Source organism: Mesorhizobium silamurunense, from assembly GCF_014843825.1.
GTDB classification, from domain to species: domain Bacteria; phylum Pseudomonadota; class Alphaproteobacteria; order Rhizobiales; family Rhizobiaceae; genus Mesorhizobium; species Mesorhizobium silamurunense.
The window spans coordinates 1-17232 of sequence record NZ_JHQR01000403.1 but is presented as its reverse complement, the minus strand read 5'-3'; the positions used below and the strand labels follow the sequence as shown (position 1 = coordinate 17232).

The 17232-nt window shown below is 63.0% G+C and carries 15 protein-coding genes, 1 tRNA gene and 2 pseudogenes; 10 read left to right on the top strand and 8 right to left on the bottom strand.

The genetic code is table 11. The features are described from left to right. Positions 1 to 62: 62 nt before the first annotated feature. A tRNA-Ser gene (locus DH10_RS35000) sits at positions 63 to 152 on the bottom strand. An 807-nt stretch (positions 153 to 959) separates the two neighbouring features. Here DH10_RS35000 and DH10_RS34995 point away from each other — a divergent pair. The 8 genes and pseudogenes from DH10_RS34995 (at position 960) to DH10_RS34960 (ending at position 10331) form a co-directional block, all read left to right on the top strand. Next, positions 960 to 2225, top strand: a complete 1266-nt coding sequence (locus DH10_RS34995; RefSeq protein ID WP_192245042.1) for a septal ring lytic transglycosylase RlpA family protein — start codon at positions 960 to 962, stop codon at positions 2223 to 2225. A gap of 82 nt (positions 2226 to 2307) precedes the next feature. Then, a complete protein-coding gene (locus tag DH10_RS34990; RefSeq protein WP_192245040.1) occupies positions 2308 to 3486 on the top strand; it encodes a D-alanyl-D-alanine carboxypeptidase family protein in 1179 nt (392 codons plus the stop codon). Positions 3487 to 3558: 72 nt separating this feature from the next. After that, the gene (gene tmk, locus DH10_RS34985; protein WP_192245038.1) at positions 3559 to 4233 is read left to right on the top strand and encodes a dTMP kinase; all 675 of its coding nucleotides are present in this window, start codon (positions 3559 to 3561) and stop codon (positions 4231 to 4233) included. After that, entirely contained in the window at positions 4230 to 5285 is a 1056-nt protein-coding gene (locus DH10_RS34980; RefSeq protein ID WP_192245036.1) for a DNA polymerase III subunit delta', read from the top strand. The genes tmk and DH10_RS34980 overlap by 4 nt, the downstream gene beginning before the upstream one ends. A gap of 78 nt (positions 5286 to 5363) precedes the next feature. Then, positions 5364 to 6914, top strand: a complete 1551-nt coding sequence (gene metG / locus DH10_RS34975; RefSeq protein WP_192245034.1) for a methionine--tRNA ligase — start codon at positions 5364 to 5366, stop codon at positions 6912 to 6914. Continuing rightward, positions 6914 to 7708, top strand: coding sequence for a TatD family hydrolase (locus DH10_RS34970; RefSeq protein ID WP_192245031.1), 795 nt, complete (start codon positions 6914 to 6916; stop codon positions 7706 to 7708). Before metG ends, DH10_RS34970 begins: the two co-directional genes overlap by 1 nt. A 1-nt stretch (position 7709) precedes the next feature. Further along, on the top strand, positions 7710 to 8531 hold the full coding sequence (locus tag DH10_RS34965) for an MBL fold metallo-hydrolase (RefSeq protein ID WP_192385888.1): 822 nt from the start codon (positions 7710 to 7712) through the stop codon (positions 8529 to 8531). Positions 8532 to 8895: 364 nt separating this feature from the next. After that, positions 8896 to 10331 (top strand): annotated as a pseudogene (locus DH10_RS34960) (ISNCY family transposase). On the opposite strand, the gene DH10_RS34955 reads toward DH10_RS34960, so the two are convergent. After that, positions 10332 to 11141, bottom strand: coding sequence for a sulfite exporter TauE/SafE family protein (locus tag DH10_RS34955; RefSeq protein ID WP_192385887.1), 810 nt, complete (start codon positions 11139 to 11141; stop codon positions 10332 to 10334). A gap of 282 nt (positions 11142 to 11423) precedes the next feature. Beyond that, positions 11424 to 11672 (bottom strand): DUF1127 domain-containing protein, encoded by a 249-nt coding sequence (locus tag DH10_RS34950; protein ID WP_376774825.1) that lies wholly within the window; start codon positions 11670 to 11672, stop codon positions 11424 to 11426. 212 nt (positions 11673 to 11884) lie between these two features. Here DH10_RS34950 and DH10_RS34945 point away from each other — a divergent pair, with 212 nt between their 5' ends. Further along, positions 11885 to 13402 (top strand): winged helix-turn-helix domain-containing tetratricopeptide repeat protein, encoded by a 1518-nt coding sequence (locus tag DH10_RS34945; RefSeq protein ID WP_192245027.1) that lies wholly within the window; start codon positions 11885 to 11887, stop codon positions 13400 to 13402. Between the two features lie 53 nt (positions 13403 to 13455). Here the strand turns inward: DH10_RS34945 and DH10_RS34940 are convergent, their stop codons facing one another. Beyond that, positions 13456 to 13848, bottom strand: a complete 393-nt coding sequence (locus DH10_RS34940; protein ID WP_192245025.1) for a GFA family protein — start codon at positions 13846 to 13848, stop codon at positions 13456 to 13458. Between the two features lie 145 nt (positions 13849 to 13993). On the opposite strand from DH10_RS34940, the gene DH10_RS34935 reads away from it, so the two are divergent. After that, the gene (locus DH10_RS34935) at positions 13994 to 14437 is read left to right on the top strand and encodes a class I SAM-dependent methyltransferase (protein WP_192245023.1); all 444 of its coding nucleotides are present in this window, start codon (positions 13994 to 13996) and stop codon (positions 14435 to 14437) included. On the opposite strand, the gene DH10_RS34930 is transcribed toward DH10_RS34935, so the two are convergent. From DH10_RS34930 to DH10_RS34915, 4 genes and pseudogenes are all read right to left on the bottom strand, one after another. Further along, a complete protein-coding gene (locus DH10_RS34930) occupies positions 14434 to 14844 on the bottom strand; it encodes a hypothetical protein (protein WP_192245021.1) in 411 nt (136 codons plus the stop codon). The two genes, DH10_RS34935 and DH10_RS34930, sit on opposite strands and share 4 nt — an antisense overlap. Before the next feature lie 3 nt (positions 14845 to 14847). Further along, positions 14848 to 15723: an aldose 1-epimerase family protein gene (locus DH10_RS34925; protein WP_192245019.1), complete on the bottom strand. Its 876-nt coding sequence runs from the start codon at positions 15721 to 15723 to the stop codon at positions 14848 to 14850. A gap of 194 nt (positions 15724 to 15917) precedes the next feature. After that, a complete protein-coding gene (locus DH10_RS34920; RefSeq protein ID WP_192245017.1) occupies positions 15918 to 16634 on the bottom strand; it encodes a Bax inhibitor-1/YccA family protein in 717 nt (238 codons plus the stop codon). 36 nt (positions 16635 to 16670) lie between these two features. After that, positions 16671 to 17232, bottom strand: a pseudogene (locus DH10_RS34915) (hypothetical protein); the annotation flags it as partial.

Below are 17232 nucleotides of genomic sequence, written 5' to 3'. Positions count from 1 at the left end.
CCGCCACCGGTTTTGCCCCGGTTACGCTTTCGGTAGTTAACTAGCTGTTTTTATTGGCTCTGTGGCGGAGGGAGTGGGATTCGAACCCACGGTGAACTTGCGCCCACGCCGGTTTTCAAGACCGGTGCCTTAAACCGCTCGGCCATCCCTCCATCGTGGTATTTCAACCACTTGGGATCATCGCTATCGGTCGATTTTCAAATGGTCGGCGCCAGATTGGCGCCGGAGGCGTTCCCGACCGGTTCGCGCTTCTCCTGTAGTGCGGTGGTCGGGGCTGCGTCAACCACCGCGGCGATGCCTTCCCGCTGTCAGGCAGAAGATGCGCATATCCGGCTGCTTAGTCGGCCGGGTGTCTTACATCTGTGGCGGAAAAGTCACGCAGCTTGAATATGCAGCGCTTCAACCGGTGCGCGCTTATTATCCAGCCAAGCGAGGCGTACCGTCGTCGGTGGGTAAAGGGGACGCCCCTGACCGCAACGCGTCTCATTTCCTCCCGAACTAGCGCCCGCTACGGAAAACGTGGTGGGCGTTTTCTTATCCCGCGAAGGCGAGCCCGACGGGCAACGCCTCCGGCAGGGATCGAAAGCGTCTCCGACGGTCGCGGCCAAGGTCCATCATCCGATAGCTAATATAGATGAACCGAGTCGTCCGTTCGGTTAGAAAGCCCTTGACGACGCCCATGCTAGACTCCTGGTTGGCGCAGGGAGTTCCAGCGCTGTGAGCGCCGGTTGGAAATGGAAGTCCCCCCTCCAAAAAGCTGCCCCTCCATCCGGCGCTCATCTATGCAAGGCCCCTCCCTGGCAGTTCTCGCCATAATCTCGCCTGGTTCCGGCCATAATCGATTAACATCGTGATAAGCAATTCCTGCGCACAAAGGGATTGGGGATCAAGGTGTTGCTGGCATTCGCGGGCGCTTGGCTCCGACTGATGGCGGCGAGACTGTAGGGGACAATCGAAACATGCAGACTTCGGCGCGCCCGCGTCTTCGTCGCGCTCCTGCTTTCGCGCTGTGCGCCCTGTCGGCGGTGCTGCTTGCCGCCTGCACCTCAACGCCGCAGCCGAAGTCGATGATCGACAAGCGGCCGCGCTCCAAGGAATATTTCGCCGAATCCGAATATGGCGTGAAGGCGAGCCCACGCGTCAACTACATGCGCCGCGGCGGCGGCCGCGACCAGCTCGGCAAGCCCTATCAGGTACGCGGCAAGTGGTACTATCCCAAGGAAGACAGGCGCTACGCCAAGGTAGGTCTGGCTTCCTGGTATGGCGACGCCTTCCATGGCCGGCTGACCGCAAATGGCGAAGTCTACGACACGGCGCAGCTGACGGCGGCGCATCCGACCATGCCGCTGCCGAGCTATGCCCGCGTCACCAATCTCGACACCGGCAGCTCTGTCATCGTGCGCGTCAACGACCGCGGCCCATACCATGAGGGCCGTATCATCGACGTCTCGGAGCGTGCCGCGCAAATGCTCGACTATGGCAAGGTCGGCACAGCAAGAGTGAAGGTCGAATATGTCGGCCGGGCGCCGCTCGACGGCAATGACGACCAGTATCTGATGGCCTCCTACCATCCCGGCAACAGACGGCCGGATCCGTCCGACGGCCTGCCGACCGGTGTGATGGTAGCCATGAATGGTCCGTCGCCAAGCATTCAGGTGGACGCGCCGCCGGCCGCCGTGCCGTTCCCAGGCCAGTTGACCGATTCAGGTCAGGCTTTCGCCGCGCAGCCCGGGCTATCGGAGCAGCCGACCGCGCAACCGGCGATGTCGGCGCAGGCACCGGGCGCCAGCGATGTCACACTGCCCGATTTCGGGCCGATCGTGCCGGAGCGGCCGGAGTTCAGGTTGCCGCCGAATTCACCCTTTGCCATGGCCTCGCTTTCCTACGCGGATGAGCGCGTCAATCGCGCCGACGTCTTCGCGGCCCTCGACGGCAGCGGCATGTCGCCGGCCGACATCCTGCAGTCGTGGAAGAAATCGAACCGCCAGGAACAGGCGCCGGCTGCGGTCTACGTCGCGGCAGGCTCCTTCGACGATGCCGCCCAGGCAAAGCGCGTGGCGGCGGCTCTCGAGCCGTTCGGCAGGACCGAAATCCAGCGCACCGAGCTCGACGGCAACGATTGGTACGCGGTCAACGTCTATCCGGATGGCCATGGCAGCATCGACGAGCTGCTGCAGGCGGCCTGGTCGCACGGGGCGCCGGACGCATTGGTTGTGCGAAACTGATCAATTTCGCGAGCGCCGTTGATCCGGCGGAACGAACCCTGATAGCTTGGCCGGGCCAGTCCGGCTAATGGGTCGATACTTCATGCAGTTCCGCATTTTTCCGCCTTTCGCCGGATTCCTGGGATTGGTGCTAGTGCTGCTTGGCGTCGTCCCGGCGAGTGCGCAGCTTTTCGAGACCAAGGCGGCCCAAGCCTTCATGATAGATGCCGATACCGGCACGGTGCTGTTTGCCAAGGATGCCGACAAACCGATTCCCCCGGCTTCCATGGCCAAGCTGATGACGATGGAGGTGGTCTTCAACGCCATCAAATCGAAGCGGATCACGCTCGACGATACTTTCGTGGTCAGCGAAAACGCCTGGCGCACCGGTGGCGCGCCGTCCGGAACCTCGACCATGTTCGCCAAGCTCAAATCGGCGGTCCGCGTCGAGGATCTGATCCAGGGCGTGACCGTGCAGGCCGCCAATGACGGCTGCATCGTGCTCGCCGAAGGCATGGCGGGCTCGGAGGCAAATTTCGCTGCGCAAATGACGGAGCGCGCCCGCGAGATCGGTCTCTCGAAATCGACCTTCGTCAATTCGACCGGGCTGCCGGCAGATGGCCAGCAGACGACGGTGCGGGAACTCACGATGCTGGCGCTCCACATCTGGCGCGACTATCCCGAGTTCTTCCACTATTACGGCCAGCCGGATTTCACCTGGAACAAGATCTCCCAGAGGAACCGCAATCCGCTCTTGGGCATGGGCATCGATGCCGACGGCTTCGTGGCCGGGGCGAGCGAGTCTGCCGGCTTCGGCATTGTCGGCACGGTCAGCCACAACGGCATCCGCGTGATCGCGGCGCTCAGCGGGCTGGCGAGCGACCGGGAGCGCTCCGAGGAGGCGCGCAAGCTGTTGGACTGGGGGTCGCGCTCCTTCCAGAAGACGGAGATTTTCGCCAAGGACGAGATTGTCGGCGAAGCCGAGGTTTTTGGAGGCGCCAAATCCGGCGTGGCCTTGAAAGCCAAGGGGCCGGTGGACATCTTTCTGCCGATAGCCAACCGCGACAAGCTGACCGCCAGGATCGTCTATGACGGTCCGGTGGCGGCGCCGGTGGAGGAGGGGCAACCGGTCGGAGAGCTGCGCGTTTGGATAGGCGACACGCTCAGTCAGCGAACGCCGCTTTTCGCCGCCGAGCCGGTGAAGGTCGGCACGCTGCCGCAGCGTGCGCTCGACGCCGCCAAGGAACTGGCTGTCGGCTGGCTGCGTCAGAAACATTTGTGATCGGGCCGGCTCGTGGACCTTTTGTCGGACGGGAGCTATGACAGCGGCCAGCACGGGCGAAGGCATCCTCGATTGGCGAGCGGATTTTTCATCACCTTCGAAGGCGGCGAAGGAGCCGGCAAGTCGACGCAGATCGAGCGGCTGGCGCGACGCATGCGCGCCAAGAAGTATGAGGTTCTGGTGACGCGCGAGCCGGGCGGCTCGCCGGGCGCCGAGGCGGTGAGACATGTGCTTCTGTCCGGCGCTGCCGAGCCCTTCGGCCCGAAGATGGAGGCGATCCTCTTCGCCGCCGCGCGCTCCGATCATGTCGAGCAGGTGATCCGGCCGGCGGTCGAACGCGGCACGATCGTGCTCTGCGATCGGTTCATCGATTCCTCGCGCGTCTATCAGGGCGTCACCGGCGGACTCGATCCCGATTTCATGGAAGCGCTGGAAGCGGTCGCCATCAACGGCATGGTTCCCGACATGACGCTGATCTTCGACATCGATCCGGCCGAAGGCCTGAAACGCGCCGCGGCGCGCCGTGGCGCCGGCGACAGCGCCGATCGCTTCGAGAAGGAGACTTTAGCCATCCACCAGCGCCGGCGCGAGGCTTTCCTGGCCATCGCCGAGGCGGAACCGGATCGCTGCATCGTCATCGATGCGTCGGCCGATCCCGAAACAGTGGAAAACGTCGTCACCGCGGCCGTGTTCGCGGAGCTGGAAAAACAGATGCCTGCGCAAAGGAAGCAGACGGCGCCGGTATGATCTTCGAACGCATCGCCCCCGAACAGCACGACACGCTGGACGGCGTCCCCGAGCCGTCGGAGACACCTCGGCTTATCGGCCATGCTCAGGCAGCCGGCATGCTTGCTGCAGCCTATCGTGCCGGCAAGCTGCCGCACGCGTTGATCCTGGCCGGACCGCACGGCATCGGCAAGGCGACGCTTGCCTTCCACCTGGCGCATCACCTTCTCAAACATCCGGATTTTCGGGGTGCGCCCGAGACGCTCGCAGTCCCCGATCCGGCGTCGTCGTTGTTTCGCCAGATAGCCACCGGCGCCCATCCTTCGGTGCTGCATCTGACGCGTCCGGCCAACGACAAGACCAAGAGCTTCAAGACGGTGCTCACCGTCGACGAGATCCGCAAGGTCAGCCGCTTCCTGTCGATGACCTCGCATGACGGCAGCTACCGCGTCGTCATCGTCGACCCGGCCGACGACATGAACACCAATGCCGCCAATGCCTTGCTCAAGAATCTCGAGGAGCCGCCGGCGCGCACCCTGTTCGTCCTCATCGTGCATGCGCCGGGCAGCCTATTGCCGACGATACGGTCACGTTGCCAGATGGTGCGGCTGACGCCTCTTGCGCCGGACGAACTAATGACCGTGCTGGAAAACGTCGAGCCGCCGCCGCCGAGGGATCCGGCGGCGCGCGCGGCACTGGCCGAGCGGGCAGGGGGCAGTGCCCGCAACGCGATCCTGCTTACCCAATATGGCGGGCTGGAAATCGCCGGCGCGCTCGATGCCCTGGTGGCCGCGCAAAAGCCCGACATTGCCGGAGCGCACCGTCTTGCCGAAGCCGTCGCCGGCCGCGACCAGGCGATCCAGTTCGATATCTTCAACCGCCGCGCGCTCGATCTTTTGTCGGCGGCGGCCAGCGAAGCGGCTTTGGCCGGCGATCTCGCCAGAGCCAAAACGCTGTCCGAGGCTTGGCACGAGGCGTTGAACACGATATCTGAGACAGAGACCTACAATCTCGACAAGAAGCAGCACGCCCTGACCATGATCGACCGCCTGAATTCTGTGATGCGAATGTGACGGCCCTACGGGATGGCAATCGCCATGCCGATAGTTTATCGCCACAACTGACATTCAGACATTCATGACGGTTCATTCATGTCACGCGACACATTCTACATCACGACTGCGATCTCCTACCCGAACGGCAAGCCGCATATCGGCCATGCCTACGAACTGATCGCCACCGATGCGCTCGCCCGCTTCCAGCGGCTCGACGGGAAGGAGGTCTACTTCCTGACCGGCACCGACGAGCACGGCATCAAGATGCTGCAGACGGCGCGCAAGGAAGGCATTTCGCCGCGCGAGCTCGCCGACCGCAACGCGGCCGAGTTCAAGAGCATGGCGAGCGCGCTCAACGCCTCGAACGACGATTTCATCCGCACCACCGAGGAGCGGCACTATGCGTCCTCGCAGGCGATCTGGAAGGCGATGGCCGCCAATGGCGACATCTACAAGGGCGGCTATGCCGGCTGGTATTCGGTGCGCGACGAAGCCTATTACGGCGAGGAGGAGACCGAAGTCCGAGCAGATAACGTCCGCTATGGGCCGCAGGGAACGCCGGTCGAATGGGTCGAGGAGGAGAGTTACTTCTTCCGACTTTCGGCCTATCAGGACAAGCTCCTCGCGCTCTACGAGAGCCAACCCGATTTCATCGGCCCGGCCGAGCGCCGCAACGAGGTAATGAGGTTCGTCAAGTCGGGGCTGAAGGACCTGTCGGTCTCGCGCACCACCTTCGACTGGGGCGTGCCGGTGCCGGGCGACGAGAAGCATGTGATGTATGTGTGGGTCGACGCCTTGACCAACTACATTACCGGTGTCGGCTATCCCGATGAAAATGCTGAGAAATGGCGCTTCTGGCCAGCCGACGCACATATCATCGGCAAGGACATCGTGCGCTTCCACGCCATCTACTGGCCTGCCTTCCTGATGTCGGCGGGGATCCCGCTGCCCAAGCGCGTCTTCGGCCACGGCTTCCTGTTCAACCGCGGCGAGAAAATGTCGAAGTCGGTCGGCAACGTCATCGACCCGTTCACCATGGTCGAGCATTACGGCGTCGACCAGGTGCGCTATTTCTTCCTGCGCGAGGTGCCGTTCGGCCAGGACGGCAACTACAGCCACGAGGCGATCGTCAACCGCACCAACGCCGATCTCGCCAACGGCCTTGGCAATCTGGCGCAGCGTTCGCTGTCGATGATCGCCAAGAACTGCGGCGGCGCGGTGCCGAAGCGCAGCGACCTTATCGAGGCCGATACAGCGATCCTCGACCAGGCCGTCGAGGCGCTTGCTGTGGCGCGCAGGGCAATGGCGGAGCAGGGCATCCATCTGGCGCTGGCGGCGATCTTCGGCGTGGTGGCCGAAGCCGACCGCTACTTCGCGTCCCAGGAACCATGGGCGCTGCGCAAGACCGATCCCGAGCGCATGGAAACGGTGCTGTGGACGACGGCCGAGGTCGTGCGGCGGGTGACGGTGCTCAGCCAGCCCTTCATTCCGGGGTCGGCCGCGAAGCTGCTCGACCTTTTGGCCGTGCCTGCGGACAAGCGCAATTTCGAGCACGTCCATGCGGAACATGCGCTCGTGCCCGGCACCGCCTTGCCGGCGCCTGAGGGCGTGTTTCCGCGTTACGTCGAGCAGGACGCAAAAGCCTGATGCTTGTCGACAGTCACTGCCATCTCGACTTTCCGGACTTCGCCGAGGGGCGGGCGGCCATCGTCGCCCGCGCTCTTGCCGCCGGGATCGGCCGCATGGTGACGATCTCGACGCGCGTGAAGCGGTTTCAGCAGATCCTTGAAATCGCTGAGACTTTTGACGACGTATATTGCTCGGTCGGCACCCATCCGCACAACGCGGCGGAAGAACTCGATGTGACCGCTGACGAACTGGTGCAGCTTTCCAGCCACCCCAAGGTGGTGGCGATCGGCGAAGCCGGACTGGACTATTTCTATGACCGCGCGCCGCGCGAGGCGCAGGCGCAAAGCTTCCGCACCCACATCGCCGCTGCGCGCCGGACCGGTCTGCCGCTGGTCATCCATTCGCGTGATGCCGACAACGACATGGCGGCGATCCTCGAGGACGAGACAGGGAAGGGCGCCTTCCCCTTCATTCTGCATTGCTTTTCGTCCGGGCGCAGGCTGGCTGAGGTCGGCGTGGCGCTGGGCGGTTATGTCTCCTTCTCGGGCATCCTGACGTTCAAGAACTCGACCGAACTGCGCGCCATCGCCGCCGATGTTCCACGCGATCGATTGCTGGTCGAGACCGACGCGCCCTACCTTGCGCCTGTCCCGCATCGTGGCAAGCGCAACGAGCCCGCCTATGTGGCGAACACGGCGAAGGTGCTGGCTGAAACCATCGGCGTCAGCCAGACGGAGATCGCCGACATAACCACCGAAAACGTCTTCCGGCTGTTCACCAAGATGCCGCGCCCGGACGTGGCGGCTAGCTGACATGAGCGACCGGCTGCGCCTCACCATTCTCGGCTGCGGCTCGTCGCCCGGCACGCCGCGCATCACAGGTGACTGGGGCAATTGCGATCCGACCAATCCGAGAAACCGGCGCATGCGCACGGCGGCCCTCGTCGAGCGGATCGCGACCAACGGCGGCCGCACCACGGTCGTCATCGATACCGGGCCGGATTTCCGCGAGCAAATGCTGCTCGCCTCGGTCAGGCGCATCGACGCGGTGGTCTATACCCATCCGCACGCCGACCATATCCATGGCATCGACGACCTGCGCGGCTATGTGCACGAGCAGCGGCACCGCATCGATATCCATGCCGATGAGCCGACGATGCAGCGCCTTAGGCAGGCGTTCGGCTACTGTTTCCAGACGCCGCCCGGTAGCTCCTATCCGCCGATCGTCAAGCCGCATCCCATCGATCATGGCAGACCGGTGACGATCGAAGGCGAGGGGGGTTCCCTCGCCCTTGAGCCGCTGCCGCAGATCCATGGCGATATCATCTCGCTGGGCTTCCGCATCGGCGGGATCGCCTATTGCCCCGATATCAGCGACTTCCCGGCTGCCACGGCCGAGCGGTTGCGCGGCCTCGACACGCTGGTGATCGACGCGCTGCAGTACAATACCCATCCGAGCCATCTGTCGCTCGGCGAGGCGTTGGGCTGGATCGAGAAGCTTTCGCCGAAAAACGCCGTGCTGACGCATATGCACGTGCCGCTGGATTATGCCGCCGTGATGGCCGAGACGCCGGACCACGTGGTGCCGGCCTATGACGGCATGGCGATCGAAATCCCTTATGAGTCAGAGCAATAGACGCGCTTTCTCATCGCGACACTGTTCTCGGCTCCGAGCATCATCGCTGTCAGCACCATTGAAGCCGCGTCCTATATCCGCGGCGTTTCTCAACAGCAGCGCCGTGCCACAGCGTTCAATATGACATTTGGCGTGGGTGTGGACTGGCTGAAAACTGCAGCAATTCCCGGATCTCTGCCTGCACCTCAGTTCCATAATCTATCTTATGCGACTTATGCATGTAGCAGCCATTTAGTAATGCGACAGTTGCCCCAGTTAGAGATGCGACACTTCCCGCTTCCGAGGCTGGTCAACATGAAGCTGGAAAGGAAGGCTGGCGACTTCACAGAGCCTGGCGTGAGACCGGGCCTATTGCGGAGCCGTCATGCCTTTGGTCACCTTGTCGCAAAAAGAGCTGCATCGTCTCGAAGTCGTCCAGAAGATCCGAGACCGACGACTAAGCGTCGTCCAGGCGGCGGAGCTCCTTCATCTCAGCCGCAGTCAGGTTCACCGGCTATTGCAGGCCTATGACCAGGACGGCACCGGCGGGCTGGCGTCGAAGAAGCGCGGCCGGCCGAGCAATCGACGCCATGATGAGGACTTCCGCAACGGCGCATTGGATCTAGTGCGCGATCGCTACCGGGACTTCGGCCCGACGCTTGCCCGCGAGAAGCTGCTTGAATGGCACCAGATCGCCGTCAGCACCGAGACGCTACGCAAATGGATGACGGAGGCCGGCATCTGGACATCGCGCCGGGAGCGCAAGAAGCAGCTTCACCAGCCACGGGGCCGGCGCGACTGCCTCGGCGAGTTGGTGCAGATCGATGGCTCGCACCACTGGTGGTTCGAGAACCGCGGTCCCAAATGCGCCCTTCTCGTCTACATCGACGATGCGACGGGCAAGCTGCTGCATCTTCGATTTGCAGGTTCGGAGAATACGTTCGACTACCTGATCGCCACGAAGGCATATCTGCAGGAGTGGGGAAAGCCGATTTCATTCTACAGCGACAAGCATGGCATCTTCCGCACGACGCATGGGTCCGAGAAGGATCGGACGAGCGGCCTGACGCAATTCGGACGTGCGCTCTACGAGCTGAACATCGACATCATCTGCGCCAACACCCCGCAGGCCAAGGGCCGTGTCGAGCGTGCCAACCAGACTCTCCAGGACCGACTTGTGAAGGAGCTGCGCCTGCGCAACATCAGCACGATCGAGGCGGCGAACGCCTACGCGGCCGAGTTCGCAGCTGACTTCAATGTCCGCTTCGGCAAGGAGCCACGCAATCCGAAGAACATGCACCGTCCCCTCGCCGATCACGAGAACCTGGACGGCGCTATGTGCCGCAAGGAGTTCCGTCGCAAGCGTTGACGCTGCGCTACGACAAGGTGCTGTTCATCCTCGACCCAAGCGACTTCGCGAAGAGCCTGGCCGGCAAGAAGGTGGTCGTCTGCGATTATCCTGATGGCCGGCTCGAGATCATGGAAGGCAGCACATCGCTGCCCTACAGAACTTTCGACAAGCTGCGCTCGGTTCACAGACCGCAGATTGTCGAGAACAAGCGCCTGGACGAAGCGCTTGCAATGGTTGCCGAGATGCAGGCCAGTCGCGAGTTGAAGCGCAGCCAGCACGGCCCGCGCCGCACGGGCCAGGCGAACCACATGTTCGGCATTCCCGATGGCAGCCAGAGCAACGGTTACGTCAAGCGCGGCCGCAAGCCCGGCAAGAGAACGGATTTCATGAACGATCCGGCCGTCATTGCCCGGCGGGAGCAGGCGATGGCTCGGATGGAGGCGGCGGAGCGACTGGAGGCAGCCGAGTGACTACTTATGCTGCCAGACCTTTACGGCCGATATTACTAGGATCAGCGCGAGTGCCGGAAGCAGCGCGTAACTCGGCACCAGGCCGAGCAACTGGCCACCGATGAATGTCCCTATGAGTGATCCGGCGGCCATGATCAGAAGGAACTTCTTGTTGCGGCCGATGACCGAGAAGCTCTGATCTCGGCTGTAGCGCGTGAACCCGACGAGCATCGTCGGCAGACTCACGGCAAGCGACAGGCTGCCAGCCAGCTTGATGTCGGCGCCGAACAGCAGAACCAGTGTCGGGATCAGCAGCTCTCCGCCGGCGACTCCTAGGAGCGAGGCGACGATGCCGATGATGAAGCCAGCAATGACCCCCGCTACCAGCCGGGCTGTGCCGGTGACCAGCGCCTGACCTGCCGTGGCATCGTGACCGAACAACAGCACGACCGCGATGACGACCAGGAGCAAGGCTATCACCTTGTAGAGAGTTTCCGATTTGAGGCGTGTCGCCCACCCTGCTCCAAACCAGGCACCCAAGAGGCTACCAGCAAGCAGATTGAGGATGACCGGCCAATGGGCCACCACGTCGGCAAAGGGCACTGTCTGCGCCCTGAACGGTAAAGCTGTGGCCACCACGACCAGGCTCATCGCTTTGTTTAGGATCACTGCCTCCAGTGCAGCGAAGTTGAACATACCAATCAGCAGCGGTAGTCGGAACTCCGCGCCCCCAAGGCCAATGAGGCCGCCGAGGGCGCCAATGATGGCACCACCTCCGAAGGCCATCGGCAGTTTCTGAGATGATGTGGAGGCGTCAGTCTCGTGCGTCATAGCGTTATATCTACGCAGAAATGACGACCTTTGCACCTAAACGAAGTGTTGTGCGGGCTCTCAAAGCTCAAAGCTAAAGCCGAGGTAGCTGGAACGCCCCCGATCGGGCTGCGCAACCCCGACCAGCTAACGCCCGATCGGGCGCTCACGTCGACGCCAAGAAGCGCATCACTGTCGCATTTCTAACTTGCTGGCAGCGTCGCGTCTCTAAATCGCTTTGACAATGCAAAGTAGGAATGTCGCCGCGCTCGGGCCCGCGGATAGCGGCCGCGCAACCTTCCCCTAGCGTTGCCAGAAAGGCAGCTTGGCGATCTCTTCCTCGGCCTGCCGTTTCGTCAGGCCGATATCGTCGATCAGATGCGGGTTGGCTTCCGAGATTCGCTTGAGATCCCAGCGAAAGCGGTTCTGCTCGCGCCGGGCCGCGATCATGCTTTGCAGGGCCGCCAGGCTGTAGCGCCAACGCGATGCCTGCCCGACCAGCATTTCCGACCGCGCTGCCCGATGCGGGACTGATGCAAAGGTATCGTTCATGGCAACCTCCTGTGGTTTGAGGCCCCATACGGCTTGGGAGTTGGAGGCCTTCGACCTGAATGAGGTTGAATTCTGCAGGATGCCGGCAGCGCCGTAATTAAGCCCGTCCAAATAGTTCTCAAAACTTCCAAAATGGGCTTGAGCGGTTCATCGTTTCACGGACACGACGAACCGCTCTACCGTCTCACACTTTTCCTGGAATTGCTCTATAGATGCGCCGCATGCAGGGATCGCGCTTTGCCTTTGGCCCGTACGTACTTGATTCGGCTGCGGGAACGCTGCTTCGAAACGATGTGCCCGTCGCCGCCGGCTATCGCGGGCTGAAGCTGCTTGCGGCGCTCGTCGAACGCCCCGGCGAAATCCTGGCCAAGGCCGAGCTGATGGACGCGGCATGGCCGGGCACGGCCGTCGAGGAAGGCAACCTCACCGTCCAGATCGCGCAGCTCAGGAAGCTACTCGGACCGGCCGCCGACGGCGGTGAATGGATCGCCACGGTTCCGCGCGTCGGCTACCGCTTCACCGGCGTCATCGAACAGCTCGGTGACGTGAGGCGAAAACCTTTGCCATTGCCCGGCAAGCCGTCGATAGCCGTGCTGCCCTTCGTCAACTTCAGCAACGATCCCGAGCAGGACTCCTTCGCGGACGGGTTGACCGAAGACCTGATCACCGACCTGTCCAGAAACGCCGGCCTGTTCGTCATCGCGCGCAACTCGGTCTTCGCCTACAAGGGCAAGGCGATGGATGTGCGCGCGATCGCCGAGGATCTCGGCGTGTGCTACCTGCTTGAAGGGAGCGCAAGGCGCGCCGCAGGGCGCGTGCGCATCAACGCGCAGTTGGTCGACGCAGCAAGCGGCGAACATCTGTGGGCGGAACGCTTCGATCGCAGCGTGGAAGATATCTTTGCCGTCCAGGACGAGGTGACGGCCAAGATCGTGGAGGCGTTGCTCGGCAGGCTGCGCGCATCGCCGCCGCGCAACCGGCCCAAGAATCTCGACGCCTACGATCTGTGCGTGCGGGCGCGCAAGCTGATCGACGATTCGCCGCAGACGGCACGGGAAGCGCATCTGATGCTGACGCGCGCGATTTCGCTCGACCCCGAATACGCCGAGGCCTATCGCTGGCTTGCCATGAACCACTGGATGGGATGGGTGCATTGGGGCGAGCCGATCGAGCCTAACCGTAGCGTTGCCCTGGAACTGGCGCGCAAGGCCGTCGCGATCGACCCCAACGATGCCGGCTGCCGATGGGTACTCGCCAACCTGCTCGCCTATGAGCGGCGCTTCGACGAGGCGGACGCTGAATTCGCCAGGGCGTTCGAGCTCGACCCGAACGAGGCCGACGCCTGGGCGACGATATCCGACATTGAGGTTCTGGCCGGGCGGATCGAGGAAAGCCTTGAACACATTCGCAAGGCGTTCCGGCTGAACCCGTTTCCGCCGAGTTGGTACTATCTGACGCTCGGCCAGGCGCAATATGGGGCCGGCGAATACGAAGCCGCCGTCGAGACGCTGCGCAGGGACGAGACCTATCGCACGAGCTCACGCCGCTTCCTGGCGGCAAGCCTTGCCCAGCTCGGCCGGCTCGACGAGGCGCACGCCGAGGTCGAGATGTTCCTCATCGCCAACCCGCATTTCACGACCCGCCACTGGGTCTGGACCGAGCCGTTCCGCGACGACGCGACGCTTGAGCATTTCGTCGACGGCTTTCGCAAGGCCGGTCTTCCGGAGTGACGGCCGGCTTGACCTCGCAGACGGTCATTCGACCCGAAAGCTGCCGGTCGCCCCTATTCTCCAGAGCGACCCGTGGCGTCACGATCGCGTTCGTATTGTCTCGTGAGCGGAAACGGCGGCAGCCAGGACTCGCGACGGACGGTCCAGAGTTCGTAGGTCGGCACCAGTTGGTCAGGTTCATCCAGGGAACCCAGATGCACTTCGATCTCGTCCGCGGTGCGCGCGAAAACGGAGGAGCCGCAACGCGGACAGAAAAATCGTCCGGCATAGTCGCTGGTCTCGCCATCGATCGTCACCGCGTCCTGAGGGAATACCGCGGCAGCATAAAAGAGCGCGCCATGGTGCTTGCGGCAGTCGAGGCAGTGACAGATGCCGACCCGGTAAGGGCGGCCCGACGCCACAAGTCGGATATTGCCGCACAGGCAACCGCCCGTGAACCGGTCCATGTTGCATCTCCTCTAAAGTCGTGGCGCTGAACGTTAGCAACGAACGCGCTGGAGCGTCCATGAACTCATGCCCTGCCCTGCCAGCTATCCCGCTCGGCACCGCCTCGCTTGCGTGGCCCACGAACCGAATTGCATAACTCGTGTCATGGCTGCAGGAATCTCTGAGCGGATATCCGCTTTCGTCGAAGCTCTTCCGTTGAAACCGGGACTTCGCGTCCTGGAGATCGGATGCGGCCCGGGCGTTGCCGCTCGCGCTGTCGCTTGCCGTATCGGTCACGGCTTCATTCTGGCCATCGACCGCTCGGAAAAGGCAATCCGATTGGCGCGTGCGGGATCGGCCGATGAGATGGCTTTCGGCAGCCTGGATTTCAGGCGTGTAGCAATCGAGGACTTCGCATTGAGGTCCGGCGATGCCCTCTTCGATATCGCCTTTGCCATGCGGGTCGGCGCGCTCGACGGGCGTCACCCCGAGGCTGGCCGGGCGGCATTGGCGCGCATCAAGGCGGCCTTGAGGCCACATGGCAGGCTCTTCATTGACGGCGGCGATCCATTGAAGGAGATCGACTTGTTCCGTGGCTTGCCGTCCTAGAAAAATCCGCCGAGAAACGCTGCCGCCTCGCCAGAGATGCCGATGATCTTGTTGGTCGCCTGGCGATAGAATTTGAAGTTGAGCTCGGTCTCGGGCCGACCGTCCTTCCAGTCCTTGAACCGCTTGAGCTCGTCTCGACCCAATCGCCGCGCGACCAGCGCGGTACGGCGGATGGAAACGCTGACACGCGGCGTCTGCCGTTCGAGGTCAGGCCTTCTGGGAATGGCCTCGCAAGACGTGACCACGCCGCGCGCGACAAGCCCTTGCCCACCTTCATTCTCGCTGGCGAATACGAAGATCGTGTCGCCTTCGGCGATATGCTTGCCGCCAAACATGGTTTTGTAGGCGGCGAATGAGAAGGTCTCCGCCAGCGGTTCCTTGACCTCGGCCTTGATCGCAAAGGCCACGCGTTACGGCTCCCGGCCGAGGGCGATCCGGTAGATCAGCGTGCGCTTCGCGCCCGGCTCGATCAGCATCACGCCCGGCTTGTCGGCAAATTCGCCATCGAAATCGACCGGGCTTGCGATGCCGTGCCAGGGCTCGATGCACAGGAACGGCGCTCCGCCCGGCTGGGACCAGATGCCGAGCTCGTTGAATCCCTGCCAGGACATCTCGATCGCCGGACCGCGGTCGGCGGCATAGCGCACGCTGGTGCTGGCCGGCCTGTCCAGAATGACGGCGTCGTCGTCGAACAGCCGCTCGGAGAGCGCAAGCGTCTTGCCATCGATGGGCGTTGGCAGCGGTGTTGGGAGCAAAAGCCCGTCTTTCAGGCGAAGGATCGGCGCGGACTCATCGCTGGCAAAAGTCAGCCGGTAGGCTTCCTTGGGCAGGTCCGGCAGCAGCGGCCAGTTGAAGGCCGGATGGGCGCCTATCGAGGCCGGCAGCACCTCATCGCCTGTGTTGGTGACCTCGAAGGTCACGCCGAGCTGGCGAGGTGCAAGGCTGTAGCTTATCGCCAGCCTGAAGGCGAATGGGTAATGGATGCGGGTTTCGGCATCGTCGCTCAGGACCAGCGTGCAGGAGGAAGTCCCCTGCTCCGCCCAGGCAAAGCGCCTGTCGCGGGCGAAGCCGTGCTGCTTCATCGGGTAGTTTTGCCCGCGATGACGCAACTGGTCGCCCTTGAGCCGGCCGACGATCGGAAACAGAACCGGAGAGTGGCGACGCCAGGCGGGGCCAGCCTGCCACAAAAGCTCCATGCCGTCGGCGTCTCGCAACGAGACCAGCTCGGCCCCCTGCCCGACGATCGCCGCCGAGATGCCGTCAGCCTGAAGCGTCACCTGTTCCATGCGTCCTCGCGGCTGGGCTCGTATGTCCGGCAGGCTAGCAAAAGGCCGCGCGTGAACTCAAGGGCGGCGGACTAAGCCGCGCTTCACGCTTTCAAGACGAACGATCCATGAGCCCCGCCCTACCCGAAAAAAGTGGCCGGAGGTTGCCCTCCAGCCACTTTTTTGTTCAGCAGTGTTGCCTGCTACGATCCAGATTATTCGCGCTCGCCGGTGAAATTCAGCAGCAACTGGAAGATGTTGATGAAGTTCAGATAGAGCGAGAAGGCGCCGAAGACGGCGAGCTTCTGCTGAGATTCAGCGTCGAAATTCTCGGCATACTGCTCCTTGATCGTCTGCGTGTCCCAGGCGGTCAGGCCGATGAAGACGGCGATGCCGATCACCGAAATGGCGAACTGCAGCGCGGTTGAGCCGAGGAACAGGTTGACGAGGCTCGCGATCACGACGCCGATCAGGCCCATGATCAGGAAGGACGAGAACTGCGTCAGGTCGCGCCTGGTCGTGTAGCCGTAGAGGCTGGTGGCGCCGAACATGGTGGCTGCGATGAAGAAGGTGCGCGCGATGCTGGTGCCGGTGAAGACCAGGAACACCGAAGCCAGCGACAGGCCCATGACGGCGCAGAACGCCCAGAACATGGCTTGGGCGCTAGCCGCCGACATCGTCTGCATCTTGAAGGAGAAGAGCATAACGAAGGCAAGCGGCGCCAGCATCACCACCCATTTCAGCGGGCTGGAGAAGATCGGCACATAAAGCGCCGGCGTCGAGGCCACCGCAAAGGCGATCAGACCGGTGACGACCAAGCCCAGGCCCATATAGTTGTAGACGCGCAGCATGTGCCGGCGCAGGCCTTCGTCATAGACCGCTCCGGCCTGGGCGCCGGTGCCCATTCGGTATCCCAGATTGGGGCTGTTCATTTGGGTTCTCCTTGGTTGGATTGGTTGGGTTGAGTGTCAGTAAAGCGTCCGGGCCAGCTTCTCGGCGGCACGATCGAGATCACCCGCATCGCCTCGTCCGACGACGGCGTAGGCAACCTCGCCGATCTGGAAATAGGCGGACGAGATATCTCCCGACGGCGCGACGGTGGGCTTCACCACATCGAACGTGCCTGGCCTGATCGCAAACAGCGAGACCAGTCCGAGATCCTTCGTTTCGAGTGCCATCTCGACGCTCGGTCCGTACCGCGACGGATAGATCTGGACATCGCGGATCCTCCAGTCGTCGGGCAATGAGGGCATGACGATCGCCGTCGCGGCGCGGATTTCGTCGGCATTGTAGCCCGGCGCTTCCGGCTGCGATGGCATCGTCTCGCGCACCAGCGTCGTACGGTGCGCGCTCACCGCTTCCTCGACATAGGCGGGCGGTTGCGTCGAGGCGACCCCCTTAGTGACAGTGATCGGCCGGAAGATGCCGTTCGCAACCCGTCCGAAAGCCAGCCTGCCGCCACCAGCACGGCCGCCGCGGCGGCGCGCTGCAGCACGGAAAAGACACGCCCCCTGGCAAGCGCCCGCTCCA